Here is a 15,076-nt window from a genome sequence, read left to right as displayed (position 1 = left end):
GTTCCGGGGCCAGGGTTGTCCACAGAGGGTGCCGGATCTTGTGCATGGCGTGGGGAACAGTTGTGCCCCTTGTCGCTGAACTGGGTTTTTCCAGTCAGGACAAGGGGCGTACCGTCTCGCGACGCGAGAGTGTGCAGTCACACCGGCGTCAACTTCGCCGGAAGTTATCCACAGATCGTCTGACCTTTTCCCCTGATTGTGGATAACTCTGTGGGTAACTCAGGGCCGAGGTGGGGGCAGGGCTACTTCCACTGCGTGGAGACACCGAAGCCGCCGGCGATGAAGCCGAAGCCCACCACGATGTTCCAGTTGCCCAGGGCGTCGATCGGCAGATCGCCCTCGGTCACGTAGAAGACCACGATCCAGGCCAGACCGATGAGGAAGAGCGCCAGCATCACCGGCGCCACCCAACTTCGGTTGGTCAGCTTTATGTTGGTGGACTGCCTCTCCGGGGGAGGCGTGAAGTCTGCCTTCTTGCGGATACGTGACTTCGGCACGAGGGACTCTCCTGTCGATGCGCTGCGTGACCGCGCAGGGATCTGTGGCTGGCGCCGGGGCGCAAGGGGGAATGCTGCCTCCCCGGGGCGTCCGTTAGCGTAGTGCTTCCGTGGCGCCTAAGGAGATAAGGGTACGTTGAGCAATTCTGCCGACTCTCCTCAAGGTCCGGCCCGGCGAGTGTCCCGGTGGCCGGTCCAGAGCCTCACCGCTGCCGTTTTCGCGCTGGCCGGGCTCATCTTCGTCACCAGCGCCAACACTGCCAAGGGTACGGACATCCGTACCGACTCCTCCCTGCTGAAGCTCTCCGACCTCATCCAGCAGCGCAGCGAGAACAACGCCGAGCTGGACGGATCGATGGCTTCCGTGCGCGCGGACATCGACGCGCTCGCCCGGCGTGACGACGGGAGCACCGCGGCGGAGGACGCCGAGCTCGACGCGTTGGAGAAGGCCGCGGGCACGACGGAGCTCACCGGCGAGGCCGTCAGCGTCACGCTCGACGACGCGCCGCCCGATGCCACCGCGAATCCCGGCTATCCGGAGCCGCAGCCCAATGACCTGGTCATCCACCAGCAGGATCTGCAGGCCGTCGTGAACGCCCTCTGGGAGGGCGGGGCCCGCGGGATCCAGGTGATGGACCAGCGGCTGATCTCCACCAGCGCCGTGCGCTGTGTAGGCAACACGCTGATCCTGCAGGGCCGGGTGTACTCCCCTCCGTACAAGGTCACCGCGGTCGGCGACCCCGGTGATCTCAAGCAGGCGCTCGACGACTCCACGGCGATCCAGAACTACCAGCTGTACGTGAAGGCGTACGGGCTGGGCTGGCAGGTCGAGGAGGACGACAAGGTGACGCTGCCCGGCTACTCGGGCACGGTGGACCTCCATTACGCACAGCCCGTGGAGTAGCCCTCCGCGCGGGCCCGCCGGTGCCGGAGCCACGATGGGGGCCGCGGTTGTCCACAGCCGGGCCACAGGCGTGGCGGACGGCCGGGGCGCGGCTTTCCACAGCTGACCCACGTCCGAGCCGCCGCCGTTTAGTCTGGTGCCGTACCGAACGGAGGGGACAGCATGTACGGCTGGATCTGGCGGCATCTGCCGGGCAACACATGGGTGCGGGGCTTCCTGTCGCTCGTGCTCGTCCTGGCCGCTGTCTACGCGCTCTTCCAGTACGTCTTCCCCTGGGCGGAGCCCCTGCTCCCGTTCGGTGACGTGACGGTGGACGGCGAAGGCACCGGCGGAGCGGAGACCGGTCAGTGAGCGCACGCATTCTCGTCGTCGACAACTACGACAGCTTTGTCTTCAACCTCGTCCAGTACCTCTACCAGCTCGGTGCCGAGTGCGAGGTGGTGCGCAACGACGAGGTGACCACGGCACACGCCGAGGACGGCTTCGACGGTGTCCTGCTGTCGCCGGGACCGGGCACGCCCGAGCATGCCGGGGTCTGCATCGACATGGTGCACCACTGCGCGCGCACCGGTGTGCCCGTCTTCGGCGTATGCCTGGGCATGCAGTCGATGGCCGTCGCGTACGGCGGCGTGGTGGACCGCGCGCCGGAGCTGCTGCACGGCAAGACCTCCCCCGTGCTGCACGAGGGCAAGGGCGTGTTCGCCGGCCTGCCGTCGCCGTTCACCGCGACGCGCTACCACTCGCTCGCCGCGGAGCCTGCCACGGTCCCGCCCGAGCTGGAGGTCACCGCGCGTACCGCCGACGGGATCATCATGGGACTGCGCCACCGTGAACTGGCGGTGGAGGGAGTGCAGTTCCACCCGGAGTCGGTGCTCACCGAGCACGGCCACCTGATGCTCGCGAACTGGCTGGCGCAGTGCGGGTACACGGGGGCCGTCGCCAGGTCGGTGGGGCTCGCCCCGGTGGTGGGCAAGGCCGCGGCGTGACCGGGCTCCGCCCCGAACCCGATGCCGGGCGGAACGGCCCGTACGCGCAGGGAGCGTACGAGGCCGACGGCACGTTCGAGGCGGCGGTGGAGCAACTCGCGGACCCGCTGAACGACCCCCTGCCGGGACAGCACACGTCGCCCTGGTTCCGCGCGGAGACCGCCCCGGCGGACGGTGCGGCCGGACCGGACCCGTCGGCAGCGGCGCCGCAGGGGCCCCAGCGGCCACAGCAGGCCCCTGGGCAGTGGTACGACCCCGGAGGGTACGAGCGGGACCGGTACGGGCAGCGAGGGCCGGAACCGGCCCCTCAGCCGGTCTCTGCGCCGCCGGAGTCCGTGGCCCCCGCGGCGCCGGATCCGGTGCCCGGACCCGCTCCAGTCGAGCCCCGTGTCCAGGCCGCCCCGGCCCGGGTCGACGAGACCGTCGCCCTGCGGACGGCGGACACCCGACGCCTGTCACAGCCGGACGGCCCCGGACCCGCCCCCGGTGCCGGCCTCGACACTCCGGTTCCGGACCCGCCGACCACGCCCCTGCCGGACTCCTCGGCCGCGTCCCTGCCGACGGGCGGACGGGCGGAGCGCCGGCGAGCGGCCAGGAGCCGCGGAAAGCGGCGCGCCGAACCGCGCCGCCCGGCGGAGGGGGACACGGCGGAGCCCGCCGTCCCCATGTCACGGCTGGAAGCCCGGCGTGCCGCCCGCGCGGCCAAGGACAGCCCGGCCGTCGTGGCCAGCAGGGTCGTAGGCGAGGTGTTCATCACCTTCGGCGTGCTGATGCTCCTGTTCGTCACGTACCAGCTGTGGTGGACCAACGTCCGTGCCGACCAGATCGCCGGCCGGGAGACGAACAAGATCCAGGACGACTGGGCGAACGGCGAGCGCACACCGGGCGCCTTCGAGGCGGGCCAGGGCTTCGCCATCATGCACATCCCGAAGCTGGACGTGGTCGCGCCGATCGCCGAGGGCATCGACAAGGAGAAGGTCCTCGACCGCGGCATGATCGGCCACTACGCCGAGGGCAAGCTGGAGACGGCCATGCCTTCGGCGAAGCAGGGGAACTTCGCGGTCGCGGGTCACCGCAACACCCATGGCGAACCGTTCCGCTACGTCAACAAGCTGAAGCCCGGTGACCCGATCGTGGTGGAGACGCAGGAGTCTTACTACACCTACGAGATGACCAGCATCCTTCCCCAGACGTCGCCGTCCAACGTCTCGGTGATCGACGCCGTGCCGAAGGGATCCGGCTTCACCGGTCCGGGCAGGTACATCACGCTGACGACGTGTACGCCGGAATTCACGAGTACGTACCGAATGATCGTGTGGGGCAAGATGGTCGACGAACGGCCGCGCAGCGAGGGGAAGCCCGACGCACTCGTCGGCTGAACACCATCACGACAGGGACGGGTGCGGTGGCAGCGAGGACCGAGCACGAAGAGCGCGCCGACGAGTCGGCGCCGCCGGTACGGCGCAGGAGCCGTCATCCTGTCGCCGTGGCCGTGAGCCTCTTCGGTGAGCTGCTGATCACGGCAGGTCTGGTGCTGGGCCTCTTCGTCGTCTACTCGCTGTGGTGGACCAACGTGCTGGCCGACCGCGAGGCCGACAAGCAGGGCAACAGCGTCCGCGACCGCTGGGCGGGCGGACCGGGTGCGCTGGACACCAGGGACGGCATCGGCTTCCTGCACGTGCCCGCCATGAAGAACGGCGAGGTGCTGGTCAAGAAGGGCACGGACCCCGAGACCCTCAACCACGGCCTCGCCGGCTACTACACGGACCCCGTGAAGTCGGCACTCCCCTCGGACGAGCAGGGCAACTTCACGCTCGCCGCGCACCGGGACGGCCACGGCGCCAAGTTCCACAACATCGACAAGGTGAAGAAGGGCGACGCGGTCGTCTTCGAGACCAAGGACACCTGGTACGTCTACAAGGTGTACGCCGAGCTCCCGGAGACGTCGAAGTTCAACGTCGACGCGATCGCGCCGGTGCCTGAGGAGTCGGGCGTGAAGAAGCCCGGCCGCTACATCACGTTGACCACGTGCACGCCGGTCTACACGTCGAAGTACCGCTACATCGTGTGGGGCGAGCTCGTCCGTACGGAGAAGGTCGACCGGGACCGTACGAAGCCGGCGGAGCTGCGCTGACTCCGCCGGTTCTCTGCGCGCGCCGGGCGTTCCGACGCTCCCGAGGGGCCGGACGACCTGCGCTGGTCCCGGATCCGGGCCTCGAGCACATAAGGAGGGCCCCGGTCACCGTTGAGGTGACCGGGGCCCTCCTTATGCGCAGCGGGTTCCTCGGGTCAGTCCGAGAATCCGGACGGGCCACCGAAGATGTTGCCGTCCCTGTTGCCGCCCCCGCCGACGGTCGTCAGGGTGACGGTGGTGCCCTTGGCCACCTGGCTGTTCGGACCCGGAGCGGCGTTCATCACCAGGGCGTTGCCCTTGTCGGACGAGTTGGGGGCGAGTGCGACCACGAGACCCAGGCCTTCGAGTGCGGCCTTCGCGTCCTGGTACCGCTTGCCGACGATGTCACCGGGGACGGTGACCTGCTCCGGCTGCGCGGGCCCCTTGGAGACCTTCAGGACGATCTGGACGTCCTTGGCCTGCTTGCTCGGTCCCGCCGGGGTCTGGCCGACGACCGTGTCCTTCGGTTCCTGGGAGTCGACTTCCTCCCGCTGGATGTTGGTGAACCCGATGCCCCTGAGCTGGGCCTCGGCCTCGGCGTACGTGCGGTTGAGCACCGGCAGGTCGAGCAGGGCTTCCTTGGCCACCGTGATCGTGACCTCGGAGTCCTTCTCGGCCTTCTCGCCCGGCCCCGGCTTCTGCTTGGTGACCGTGCCCGGGGTCGCGTCGGACTCGACGGCTTCGACCCTGACCGTGAAGCCCTTCTCCTCCAGAGCCTTCCGGGCGCTGTCCTCGGACTTCTCCAGGACGTCCGGGACCTCGACCTTGGGCGCTCCGGTGGAGACGACGACCGTGATGGTCTCGCCGGCCTTGATCGTGCCGTCCGCCGGGCTCTGGCTGCAGATCTTGTCCGCGGCCTGTTCCTCGCAGGGCTCCTTCGAACCCACCTTCAGAATGATGTCGGCGTTGTCCGCCGTCCCCTGCGCCTCGACGACCGTGGATCCGACCAGGTTCGGCACGTCGATCTCACCGCTGCCACCGTCGGTGGACCCGAAGACCTCACGGCCGATCAGGATCGCACCCACGAGCACCAGGATGCCCGCGACGACCAGCAGGATCGTCGAGGTGTTGCTCTTCTTCTGGCGGCGGCGGTCCGGGCGGTCGTCGTACCCGTAGCCGCCGTCGTCCGGGTTGACCGGCGGCAGCATGGACGTCTGGGCGCCGGCCGGGTCCATCGGGCGCAGGGCCGTGGTGGGCTGGTCGTTGCCGTAGGCGTCGTAGCCGCCGTAGCCCGCCGCACCCATCGCCGCCGTGGCCGCGACCGGCTGGCCGTCGAGGCAGGCCTCGATGTCGGCGCGCATCTCGTCGGCCGACTGGTAGCGGTAGTCGGGGTCCTTCGTCAGCGCCTTCAGCACGATCGCGTCCATCTCGGGCGTGATCTCCGGGTCGAAGTTGCTCGGCGGCTGGGGCTCTTCCCGCACGTGCTGGTAGGCGACCGCGACCGGGGAGTCCCCGACGAACGGGGGCCGGACCGCGAGCAGTTCGTAGAGCAGGCAACCGGTGGAGTACAGGTCGGAGCGCGCGTCGACCTGTTCGCCCTTGGCCTGCTCCGGGGAGAGGTACTGGGCCGTGCCGATGACCGCCGCGGTCTGGGTCATCGTCATGCCGGAGTCGCCCATCGCGCGGGCGATGCCGAAGTCCATGACCTTGACCTGGCCGGTGCGTGTCAGCATGACGTTCGCCGGTTTGATGTCACGGTGGACGATCTGGGCGCGGTGCGAGTACTCCAGCGCCTGGAGGATGCCGACCGTCATCTCCAGGGTGCGCTCGGGCAGCAGCTTGCGGCCCGAGTGCAGAAGCTCTCTGAGGGTCGAGCCGTCGACGTACTCCATCACGATGTACGGGATGGAGACACCGTCGACGTAGTCCTCGCCGGTGTCGTAGACGGCGACGATCGCGGGGTGGTTGAGCGAGGCGGCGGACTGGGCCTCACGGCGGAACCGGGCCTGGAATGACGGGTCGCGGGCGAGATCGGCCCGCAGCGTCTTCACAGCTACGGTGCGGCCGAGCCGGGTGTCGTGCGCGAGGTAGACCTCGGCCATGCCACCACGGCCGAGCACCGAGCCCAGCTCGTACCGGCCGCCGAGGCGACGCGGCTCTTCCATAACTGATCCAGCCCTCTCCGTCAGTCCCGACCGCACCCGTGTGTGGTCCGGCGGTGTGCTGTTCGCGCATACGCTACCGGGCGCGCCCGACGTGATCGCCCCGCACCCGTCAGCTGATATCCGACCGGTATCCCAATGTGCTGGTGTGGACAGAAGTTGTGACGGTTGTCACTTCTTTCCGTCGAGTACCGCCTTCATCACATTCCTGGCGATCGGCGCGGCCAGGCCGCCGCCGGAGATGTCGTCCCGGTTGGCATTGCCGTCCTCGACGACCACGGCGACGGCGACCGGTGAGCCGCTGTCGGTCCTGGCGTACGAGATGAACCAGGCGTAGGGCTTCTCGCTGTTGTTGAGGCCGTGCTGCGCGGTTCCGGTCTTGCCACCGACAGTGACGCCGTCGATCCGCGCGTTGGTTCCCGTGCCCTTCTCGACGACGGTCTCCATCATCTGCTGCACCTTCTGGGCGTTCTCACCCGAGAGGGGCTGACCGATCTGCTCCTTCTCGTGGGTGTAGATCACGTCCAGGTTGGGTGCCTGCCGCTCGGCGACCATGTACGGCTGCATGAGCTTGCCGTCGTTGGCGATCGCGGCTGCCACCATGGCCATCTGGAGCGGGGTGGCCCGGTTGGACGCCTGGCCGATGCCCGCCATGGCGTTCTGCGGCCGGTTGTCCTTCGGGTAGACGCTCGCGTCGGCGCGGACGGGAGTGAAGATCTCCTCGTTGAAGCCGAACTTGCCGGCCTGCTCGATCATCTTGTCGTTGCCGAGGTCGTCGCTGAGCTTGCCGAAGACGGTGTTGCAGGACCAGCGCAGGGCTTCCCGGAGGGAGGCGTCCTCGCACGGGATGCTGCCCTCGTTCTGCAGCAGGTTGGTCGACTGCGGCAGCCGCCAGGGCAGCGGGGAGTCCGTCTTCGCGTCGATGTCGGTGTAGAGGCCGTTCTCCAGTGCCGCGGCGGCCGTGACGACCTTGAACGTCGAACCCGGCGGGTAGGTCTCCCGCAGGGCCCGGTTCAGCATCGGCTTGTCCTTGTCGTTCAGGAGCTGCTGCCGGGCGTCCGAGTCCTTGAGCGAGTTCCCCGCGAAGACCGACGGGTCGTACGAGGGGGTGCTGGCCAGTGCCAGGACGGCGCCGGTCTGCGGGTCGATCGCGGCGACGGCGCCCTTCTTGTCGCCCAGCCCTTCGAAGGCGGCCTTCTGGGCGCCGCCGTCGAGGGTGGTGACGATGTTCCCGCCGGACTTCTTCCCACCGGTGAACATCGAGAGAGTCCGGTCGAAGAACAGCTGGTCACTGTTGCCGGTGAGGATGCCGTCCTCGAGGTTCTCCAGCTGGGAGGAGTCGAAGGCCTGCGAGGAGTAGCCGGTGACGGGCGCCCACATGGGGCCGTTCTTCCAGACCCGCTTGTACGTGAAGTCGCTGTCCGTGGTCTCGACGGAGCCCGTGACGGGCTCGCCGTCGACGATGATGTCGCCGCGCTCGTGGGCGTAGCGCTCGATCTGGACGCGGCGGTTGTGCTCGTTGGAGTTGAGCTCGTCGGCGCGGACGTACTGGAGGTAGTTGGTGCGCACCAGCAGGGCCAGGACCAGGATGCCGCAGAACATCGCGATCCGGCGGAGCGGCTTGTTCACGGTCGGACCACCTGCGTCATCTCGGCGTCCGTGGACGGCGCGGGGGCCGGAGCGGGACGGCGGGCGGTGTCGCTGATTCTGATCAGGATGCCGATCAGGGCCCAGTTGGCGATGACGGAGGAACCACCGGCCGCGAGGAACGGCATGGTCATACCGGTCAGCGGGATGAGACCCATGACACCGCCGGCGACGACGAAGACCTGGATGGCGAAGGAGCCGGAGAGGCCGATCGCCAGGAGCTTGCCGAAGGGGTCGCGGGCGGCGAGCGCGGTGCGTACGCCGCGTTCGACGATGAGGCCGTAGATGAGCAGGACGGCCATCATCCCGGCGAGGCCGAGCTCCTCGCCGACGGTGGCGAGGATGAAGTCGGAGTTGGCGGCGAAGCCGATCAGGTCGGAGGCGCCCTGGCCGAGGCCGGTGCCGAGGGTGCCGCCGGAGCCGAAGGCCATCAGGGACTTGGCCATCTGCTCGCTGGCCGGTTCCACACCCCAGCCCGCGAAGGGGTCGAGCCAGGCGGTGACGCGGTCCTGGACGTGCGGCTCGAAGGTGGCCACACCCACGGCTCCGGCCCCGGACATCAGCAGACCGAAGACGATCCAGCTGGTGCGCTCGGTGGCGACGTACAGCATGACGACGAACATGCCGAAGAACAGCAGCGAGGATCCGAGGTCGGTCTCGAAGACCAGGATGAGGATCGAGAAGGCCCAGACCATGAGGATCGGCCCGAGGTCACGGCCCCGGGGCAGGTAGAGCCCCATGAAACGCCGGCTGGCCAGGGCCAGTGCGTCGCGCTTGACCATGAGGTACCCGGCGAAGAACACCGCAATGATGATCTTGGCGAACTCCCCCGGCTGGATCGTGCCGATACCGGGGAGCCGGATCCAGATCTTCGCGCCGTTCACGGCGGGGAAGAACATCGGCAGGATCAGCAGGACCAGCGCCACCACCATGGAGATGTAGGTGTAGCGCTGCAGGATGCGGTGGTCCTTCAGGGCGATCAGCACGCCCACCAGCAGTGCCACGCCGACAGCGGAGAAGATCAGCTGCTTCGACGCGGCAGGCGCGTACGTCGTGAGCGCCTGCATCCTTTCGGACTGGTCCAGCCGCCAGATGAGCGCCAGACCGAGCCCGTTCAGCAGGGTCGCCAGCGGGAGCAGCAGCGGGTCCGAGTACGGGGCGAACCTGCGGATGGCGATGTGCGCGATGCCGCCGAGCAGGGCGAGGCCCAGCCCGTATCCGAGCATGCCGGCGGGCAGTTCGCCGTTGAGGGCGAGGCCCACGTTGGCGTACGCGAACACCGAGATCAGGACGGCGAAGACAACCAGCGCCAGTTCGGTGTTGCGGCGGCTCGGCGCGTCGATCGCGCCGATGGTCGTGGTGTTGGTGACAACGCTCATGGTGCTGAAGGCCCCCTACGGCTTTACTGCTTACCGCACTGCGGGACCAGCTTCTTCTCTTCCTCCGAGAGGCTGGGGCCGGGAGTGGGAGTCGCGGTCGTCTTGGTCCCCTTGGCGGAGGACGTGGCGGAAGTGCTGTCGGCGGTGTCGGGCGTCCCGCTCTTGTCCTTGGCGGCACTGCTGTCCGCTTCGGCCGCGCGGCGCTGGGCGTCCTTCTTGCACGCGGAGGCCTGCGCTTCGAGCTCGCTGACCTTCTTGCGGGCATCGGTGAGGTTGCCCTCGGCGATGGTCGCCTCGACCTGCTTGCGCTGGTAGGGCGGGAGGTACTTCAGTTCGACCTCGGTGTTCTCTTCGACGTTCGAGAGCGAGACCCAGGCCAGGTCCTGGCTGATGCCGCGGAACAGCGCGACGTTCTCGTCCTTGGCGCCCACGTAGAACTGCGTCTGCGTCCAGCGGTAGCCGCCGTAGACGCCACCGCCGATGACGGCCAGTGCCAGGACGATGTAGAACGACCGCTTCAGCCACTTGCGGCCGCCGCGCGGTTTCACGAAGTCGTCGTCGGAGTACGAGCCGAACGCGCTGTCGGGGCCGGAACCGTAGCCCATGTCGTCGCCGCTGCCGGGCGGGCCGAAGCCTCCGGCGGGCGGCGGGACGGGACGGCCGAGGCCGGCCGCACGCCCTGCCGGGGTTTCCATGGCCCCGCCGTCGCTCAGCTGGGCAACCTGGTTCTCGGCGACGGCTCCGACGATGACCGGGGTGTCGTTGAGCTGCCCGGCCAGGGTGTCGTTGCTGTCGACGTCCAGGACGTCGGCGACGATGCAGGTGATGTTGTCGGGGCCACCGCCGCGCAGAGCGAGCTGGATGAGTTCCTGGATGGTCTCCTGCGGGCCCTGGTAGCTCGCCAGGGTCTCTTCCATCGTCTGGTGGGAGACGACGCCGGAGAGCCCGTCCGAGCAGATCAGATAGCGGTCACCGGCGCGGACCTCCCGGACGGAGAGGTCGGGCTCCACGTGGTCTCCGCTGCCCAGTGCCCGCATCAGCAGGGAGCGCTGGGGGTGGGTGGTGGCCTCTTCCTCGGTGATCCTGCCCTCGTCGACGAGGCGCTGGACCCAGGTGTGGTCCTGGGTGATCTGCGTCAGTACGCCGTCGCGCAGCAGGTACGCCCGGGAGTCGCCGACATGGACGAGGCCGAGGCGCTGTCCGGTCCAGAGCAGGGCGGTGAGCGTCGTGCCCATGCCCTCCAGCTGGGGGTCCTCCTCGACCATGACGCGCAGCTGGTCGTTGGCCCGCTGGACCGCCGTGCCGAGCGAGGTGAGGATGTCGGAGCCCGGTACGTCGTCGTCGAGCTGGACGAGCGTGGAGATCACCTCGGAGCTGGCGACCTCTCCCGCCGCCTGGCCGCCCATGCCGTCGGCGATGGCGAGAAGGCGGGGACCGGCGTAGCCGGAGTCCTCGTTGCCTTCCCGGATCATGCCCTTGTGGGATCCGGCGGCGAAGCGCAGGGACAAGCTCATGCGCACCTCGCCCGTCGGCTCGGGGTACAGCCGGTCTCGAGCCACACTGCCCACCCTCCGGTCGGGAGCCGGGCCGGTTCCTTCGTCAGGACCGCCGCGGCTCGCTCGCTCCGCTCGCTCATTGTCGTACTACTTCCGCAGCTCGATGACGGTCTTGCCGATGCGGATCGGCGCGCCCAGCGGAACAGGTGTCGGGGTGGTGAGCCGGGTCCGGTCGAGATAGGTGCCGTTGGTGGACCCGAGGTCCTCGACGATCCACTGGCCGTCACGGTCCGGGTAGATCCTGGCGTGCCTGCTGGACGCGTAGTCGTCGTCCAGCACGATCGTTGAGTCGTGCGCCCGGCCCAGGGTGATGGTCTGGCCCTGGAGGGCGACGGTGGTGCCGGTGAGCGTGCCTTCGGAGACGACCAGCTTCGTGGGCGCCCCGCGGCGCTGGCGCCCGGACTGCTGGCGCTGCTGAGGCGGCGCTGCCTGCTGTTGGCGAGCCTGTGGAGGGCGCGCGTCGTTGGCAGTGCGGCGTGAGCCGCGCTGCGTGACGCGCGTTCCGAACAGGTCGCTGCGAATGACCTGGACGGCCACGATTACGAATAGCCACAGAACAGCCAGGAAACCTAGCCGCATGACCGTCAGGGTCAGCTCTGACATTGCCCCCGCTTCACCCTTCGGCTTGCCGGTAAACGATGGTGGTGCTGCCCACGACGATTCGCGAGCCGTCGCGGAGCGTAGCGCGGGTTGTGTGCTGCCCGTCCACCACGATGCCGTTGGTGGACCCGAGATCCTGGATCGTCGAGGGCGTTCCGGTCCTGATCTCACAGTGCCGGCGGGATACGCCGGGGTCGTCGATCCGCACGTCGGCTTCGGTGCTTCGGCCCATGACCAAGGTCGGGCGGGAGATCTGATGGCGGTTGCCGTTGATCTCGATCCAGCGCCGCACCTGCGCGTCCGGCACGGGGCCGGACGCCGTCGGGGGACGCCAGTCGGCCGCCGGGCCTCCGGGACGCCCGGCGCCCGGCGGCGGGGCCGCGGGCATGGGCGGGGGGGAGGCCGGCGGGTAGCCGTAACCGCCCTGCCCCTGCGGGGCGGCCGGGCGGTTCGGTTCCGCGTGAGGGGCGGGGCCGCTCGGCTGGCCCTGCTGTGACGAACTCGACGCCAGGGTCCGGCTGCGTACGCGGTAGAGCCCCGTGTCGAGGTCGTCGGCCTTCTCCAGGTGGACCTTGATCGGCCCCATGAAGGTGTACCGCTGCTGCTTGGCGTAGTCCCGGACGAGACCGGCCAGCTCGTCGCCGAGCTGGCCCGAGTACGGACTGAGGCGTTCGTAGTCCGGGGTGCTGAGCTCGACGATGAAGTCGTTGGGTACGACCGTCCGCTCGCGGTTCCAGATCGTTGCGTTGTTGTCGCACTCGCGCTGAAGGGCTCCCGCGATCTCGACCGGCTGCACCTCGGACTTGAAGACCTTGGCGAAGGTGCCATTGACCAGGCCTTCGAGACGCTGCTCGAAACGCTTCATGACTCCCATGGGGCACCTCCTCCGCTGTCGTCATCCCTGTACTGCTTACTGATCGTATCCACGCGTCGGGAAATCGGCTGGTTCCCCTTGTCTGCACAGTGGACGAGTGTCACCTCTCACACGGATCGTAGAGGTGCCCTCCTGACAGTGTCCCGCACTCCGGGTGCACTAAGGAGGAGTGGGGGCGGGCTTCCCGCGTTCCCGGTTCCCTTCGTGGGTCCGCCGAAACAACGGATGTGAATCCACCCTGTCCAGCGTGCTAATCTTCCGGATGTCGCCAGGCGCTCGCACCACACGGTGAGAGAGTCTGAAAACACCGCTCATGCGCGAGTGGCGGAACGGCAGACGCGCTGGCTTCAGGTGCCAGTGTCCTTAGGGACGTGGGGGTTCAAATCCCCCCTCGCGCACAACGGGCAGCTGTTTGTAGCTGCTGGGTTGGTTCGACAGAACCCCCGCCCTGGAGAGATCCGGGGCGGGGGTTCTTCGCTGTCTATAGACCCTTTGTTCGATGTGCGTGGCCGTGCCCGTCCGTGGGTCTTCCCTCCCGGTGGTGGACGCGAGAGGGTGCTGTTTCACGTGAAACGTCGGGTCCGTGCCGTATCGAGCGGTTCGAGGGTCGGTTCGCGGGATCGTCTCGTGGGGTCGTTTCGCGGAGCCGGGAACCGGGCCGCAGAGCCGGACTGCTCTGCGGGCCCGTCATGGCCGGTCGGCGGCGCGAGGGTGTCCGGTGGTTCAGCCGGCCAGGCGTACCGCGAGCGACTTGGCCTTCTCCTCGGCTTCGGTGAACGCCTTGGCGCGGGAGGCGTCCGCGAGCGGAATGAGCTCGGCCATCTCGGGCTTGGAGTGGGCCAGCGTCAACTCCGGGACGATGAAATCGACTTCGGCGCCCAGCATTCCTGTCAGCACCTTCTCCAGGTAGTTCTGGACGAACTCGAAGTCCTCGCGCGGGGTTCCGGGCGCGTATGAACCGCCGCGGCTGGCAACGACGGTGACGGGGGTGCCGGTGACGGGGCTGTCGGGGCCGGCGTTGTGGCCGACGATGATCACCTGGTCCAGCCAGGCCTTCAGCGTGGACGGGATCGAGAAGTTGTACATCGGCGCGCCGATCAGCACGGCGTCCGCCGAGGCCAGTTCGGCGGCCAGTTCGCCGCGCAGCGCGTCTTCGGCGCCGGCGGCAACTGCTGCGGCGTCCAGGTGGGGCAGGGGTTCGGCGGCAAGATCGCGATATACGACCCGGCCGCCGGGGTGCTGCTCGCGCCAGGTCTCGACGAAGACGGCGGTGACTTCGCGAGACGTGGAGCCCTGGGGGAAGACGGCGGAGTCGAGATGCAGAAGCGTGGCCATGGAGGTCTCCACAGAAAGTGACGGGGCGGCCCGGGTGCTGCGGAGGGAGTGTTGCCGCCGCATCCTGGCTGCTTATTTTTTCGTACGTAGCTATTGATAACACAGTCGCTTACTTTTTATTAGCCCCTCACGTCGACGCAGTACTCTGGGGGCATGGCGGATCACAGCGAGCAGACCTGTCGGCGGGTGGACGTGGGCATCAGCCGCGTCTTCGAGCTGTTCGGTAAGCGCTGGACGGGTCCGATCGTCTCGGTGCTTATGCGGCAGCCGGTGCACTTCGCGGATCTGCGACGGGCGATTCCGGGGATCAGTGAGCGCATGCTCTCGGACCGGCTCTCCGAGCTGGGGGCGGCAGGGCTCGTGGTGCGTGAGGTCGACGAAGGGCCGCCACTGCGCGTGTCGTACCGCCTGACGGAGGCCGGTGCCGCCATGGGGCCGGCGCTCGAGGAGCTTGGGCGGTGGGCGGATGTGTACCTGCCGGAGCGCGGGGGCTGCTGACCGGCCGCCGGGTGACCCGGCGGCGGTGCGGATGATCCTCTATCGCGGGTCGGCCCCGTCGCCGGTCGCGTTGTAGCGCAGCAGGTACTCCGCGAACCGGGCGAGGTCGTCGCCCGTCCACTCGCCGAGGCGCTCCCGGTAGGCGGCGCGACGGCTCGCCTGGGTCGACGCCAGCGCCTGTGTGCCGGCGGTGGTGGGGTGCAGTACCTGGATGCGGTGGTCGTCCGGGTCGGGATGGCGCTCGACCAGGCCCAGCTTCTCCAGAGCCGCGACCTGTCGGCTGACCGTCGACTTGTCCAGCATGTAGTGCGCGGCCAGGTCGGTGGCCCGGCAGCCCTGTCGGTAGTCGATGTGGGCGAGCAGCGTGTACGAGACCAGGGGCAGATCCGGGTGGAGTCGTGCGGCCGCCGCACGCGCACGGCGGGCGAAGGCGGTCAGTTCGCGCTGGATGACATCCAGCGACTCTTCGCGTTCCCGGGGGGCGCCTGCCACGGAATCACCTTTCCCAAAGTTTAAATGTATGCT

15 protein-coding genes and 1 tRNA gene are annotated in these 15,076 nt (G+C 68.6%); 7 read left to right on the top strand and 9 right to left on the bottom strand.

The window, feature by feature from the left end:
* Positions 1-242: 242 nt before the first annotated feature.
* The gene (gene crgA, locus ACFWVP_RS08420; RefSeq protein WP_056793179.1) at positions 243-497 is read right to left on the bottom strand and encodes a cell division protein CrgA; all 255 of its coding nucleotides are present in this window, start codon (positions 495-497) and stop codon (positions 243-245) included.
* A 136-nt stretch (positions 498-633) separates the two neighbouring features.
* On the opposite strand from crgA, the gene ACFWVP_RS08415 reads away from it, so the two are divergent.
* The 5 genes from ACFWVP_RS08415 to ACFWVP_RS08395 all read left to right on the top strand — a co-directional run bounded on the left by ACFWVP_RS08415 (position 634) and on the right by ACFWVP_RS08395 (position 4,521).
* Complete coding sequence (locus ACFWVP_RS08415; RefSeq protein ID WP_384494675.1) at positions 634-1,401, top strand: DUF881 domain-containing protein; 768 nt, start codon at positions 634-636, stop codon at positions 1,399-1,401.
* Between the two features lie 162 nt (positions 1,402-1,563).
* Entirely contained in the window at positions 1,564-1,752 is a 189-nt protein-coding gene (locus ACFWVP_RS08410; RefSeq protein WP_056793181.1) for a hypothetical protein, read from the top strand.
* Entirely contained in the window at positions 1,749-2,387 is a 639-nt protein-coding gene (locus ACFWVP_RS08405) for an aminodeoxychorismate/anthranilate synthase component II (RefSeq protein WP_384494673.1), read from the top strand. Before ACFWVP_RS08410 ends, ACFWVP_RS08405 begins: the two co-directional genes overlap by 4 nt.
* Entirely contained in the window at positions 2,384-3,766 is a 1,383-nt protein-coding gene (locus tag ACFWVP_RS08400; protein ID WP_384494671.1) for a class E sortase, read from the top strand. Before ACFWVP_RS08405 ends, ACFWVP_RS08400 begins: the two co-directional genes overlap by 4 nt.
* 26 nt (positions 3,767-3,792) lie before the next feature.
* Entirely contained in the window at positions 3,793-4,521 is a 729-nt protein-coding gene (locus tag ACFWVP_RS08395; RefSeq protein WP_384494670.1) for a class E sortase, read from the top strand.
* A gap of 155 nt (positions 4,522-4,676) precedes the next feature.
* On the opposite strand, the gene pknB is transcribed toward ACFWVP_RS08395, so the two are convergent.
* From pknB to ACFWVP_RS08365, 6 genes are all read right to left on the bottom strand, one after another.
* Positions 4,677-6,665, bottom strand: a complete 1,989-nt coding sequence (gene pknB / locus ACFWVP_RS08390) for a Stk1 family PASTA domain-containing Ser/Thr kinase (protein WP_384494668.1) — start codon at positions 6,663-6,665, stop codon at positions 4,677-4,679.
* Between the two features lie 168 nt (positions 6,666-6,833).
* Positions 6,834-8,291 (bottom strand): peptidoglycan D,D-transpeptidase FtsI family protein, encoded by a 1,458-nt coding sequence (locus ACFWVP_RS08385; RefSeq protein WP_384494667.1) that lies wholly within the window; start codon positions 8,289-8,291, stop codon positions 6,834-6,836.
* Positions 8,288-9,688 carry an FtsW/RodA/SpoVE family cell cycle protein gene (locus tag ACFWVP_RS08380; RefSeq protein WP_384494665.1) on the bottom strand — a complete coding sequence of 467 codons (1,401 nt, stop codon included), beginning with the start codon at positions 9,686-9,688 and terminating at the stop codon, positions 8,288-8,290. The genes ACFWVP_RS08385 and ACFWVP_RS08380 overlap by 4 nt, the downstream gene beginning before the upstream one ends.
* Before the next feature lie 23 nt (positions 9,689-9,711).
* Entirely contained in the window at positions 9,712-11,202 is a 1,491-nt protein-coding gene (locus ACFWVP_RS08375) for a Stp1/IreP family PP2C-type Ser/Thr phosphatase (RefSeq protein ID WP_384494663.1), read from the bottom strand.
* A gap of 129 nt (positions 11,203-11,331) precedes the next feature.
* Positions 11,332-11,847, bottom strand: a complete 516-nt coding sequence (locus ACFWVP_RS08370) for an FHA domain-containing protein (RefSeq protein ID WP_384494662.1) — start codon at positions 11,845-11,847, stop codon at positions 11,332-11,334.
* Between the two features lie 10 nt (positions 11,848-11,857).
* Complete coding sequence (locus tag ACFWVP_RS08365; protein WP_384494661.1) at positions 11,858-12,718, bottom strand: FhaA domain-containing protein; 861 nt, start codon at positions 12,716-12,718, stop codon at positions 11,858-11,860.
* Positions 12,719-13,033: 315 nt separating this feature from the next.
* On the opposite strand from ACFWVP_RS08365, the gene ACFWVP_RS08360 reads away from it, so the two are divergent.
* A tRNA-Leu gene (locus ACFWVP_RS08360) sits at positions 13,034-13,116 on the top strand.
* A gap of 325 nt (positions 13,117-13,441) precedes the next feature.
* On the opposite strand, the gene ACFWVP_RS08355 is transcribed toward ACFWVP_RS08360, so the two are convergent.
* Positions 13,442-14,053, bottom strand: coding sequence for an FMN-dependent NADH-azoreductase (locus tag ACFWVP_RS08355; RefSeq protein ID WP_384494659.1), 612 nt, complete (start codon positions 14,051-14,053; stop codon positions 13,442-13,444).
* Positions 14,054-14,206: 153 nt separating this feature from the next.
* Here ACFWVP_RS08355 and ACFWVP_RS08350 point away from each other — a divergent pair, with 153 nt between their 5' ends.
* The gene (locus tag ACFWVP_RS08350; protein WP_384494657.1) at positions 14,207-14,551 is read left to right on the top strand and encodes a winged helix-turn-helix transcriptional regulator; all 345 of its coding nucleotides are present in this window, start codon (positions 14,207-14,209) and stop codon (positions 14,549-14,551) included.
* Between the two features lie 39 nt (positions 14,552-14,590).
* Here the strand turns inward: ACFWVP_RS08350 and ACFWVP_RS08345 are convergent, their stop codons facing one another.
* On the bottom strand, positions 14,591-15,043 hold the full coding sequence (locus ACFWVP_RS08345) for a MarR family winged helix-turn-helix transcriptional regulator (RefSeq protein ID WP_384494655.1): 453 nt from the start codon (positions 15,041-15,043) through the stop codon (positions 14,591-14,593).
* Positions 15,044-15,076 lie beyond the last annotated feature (33 nt).

It is taken from the genome of Streptomyces sp. NPDC058637 (assembly GCF_042717325.1).
Lineage (GTDB): Bacteria > Actinomycetota > Actinomycetes > Streptomycetales > Streptomycetaceae > Streptomyces.
This window is presented reverse-complemented; position numbering and strand designations above follow the sequence as displayed.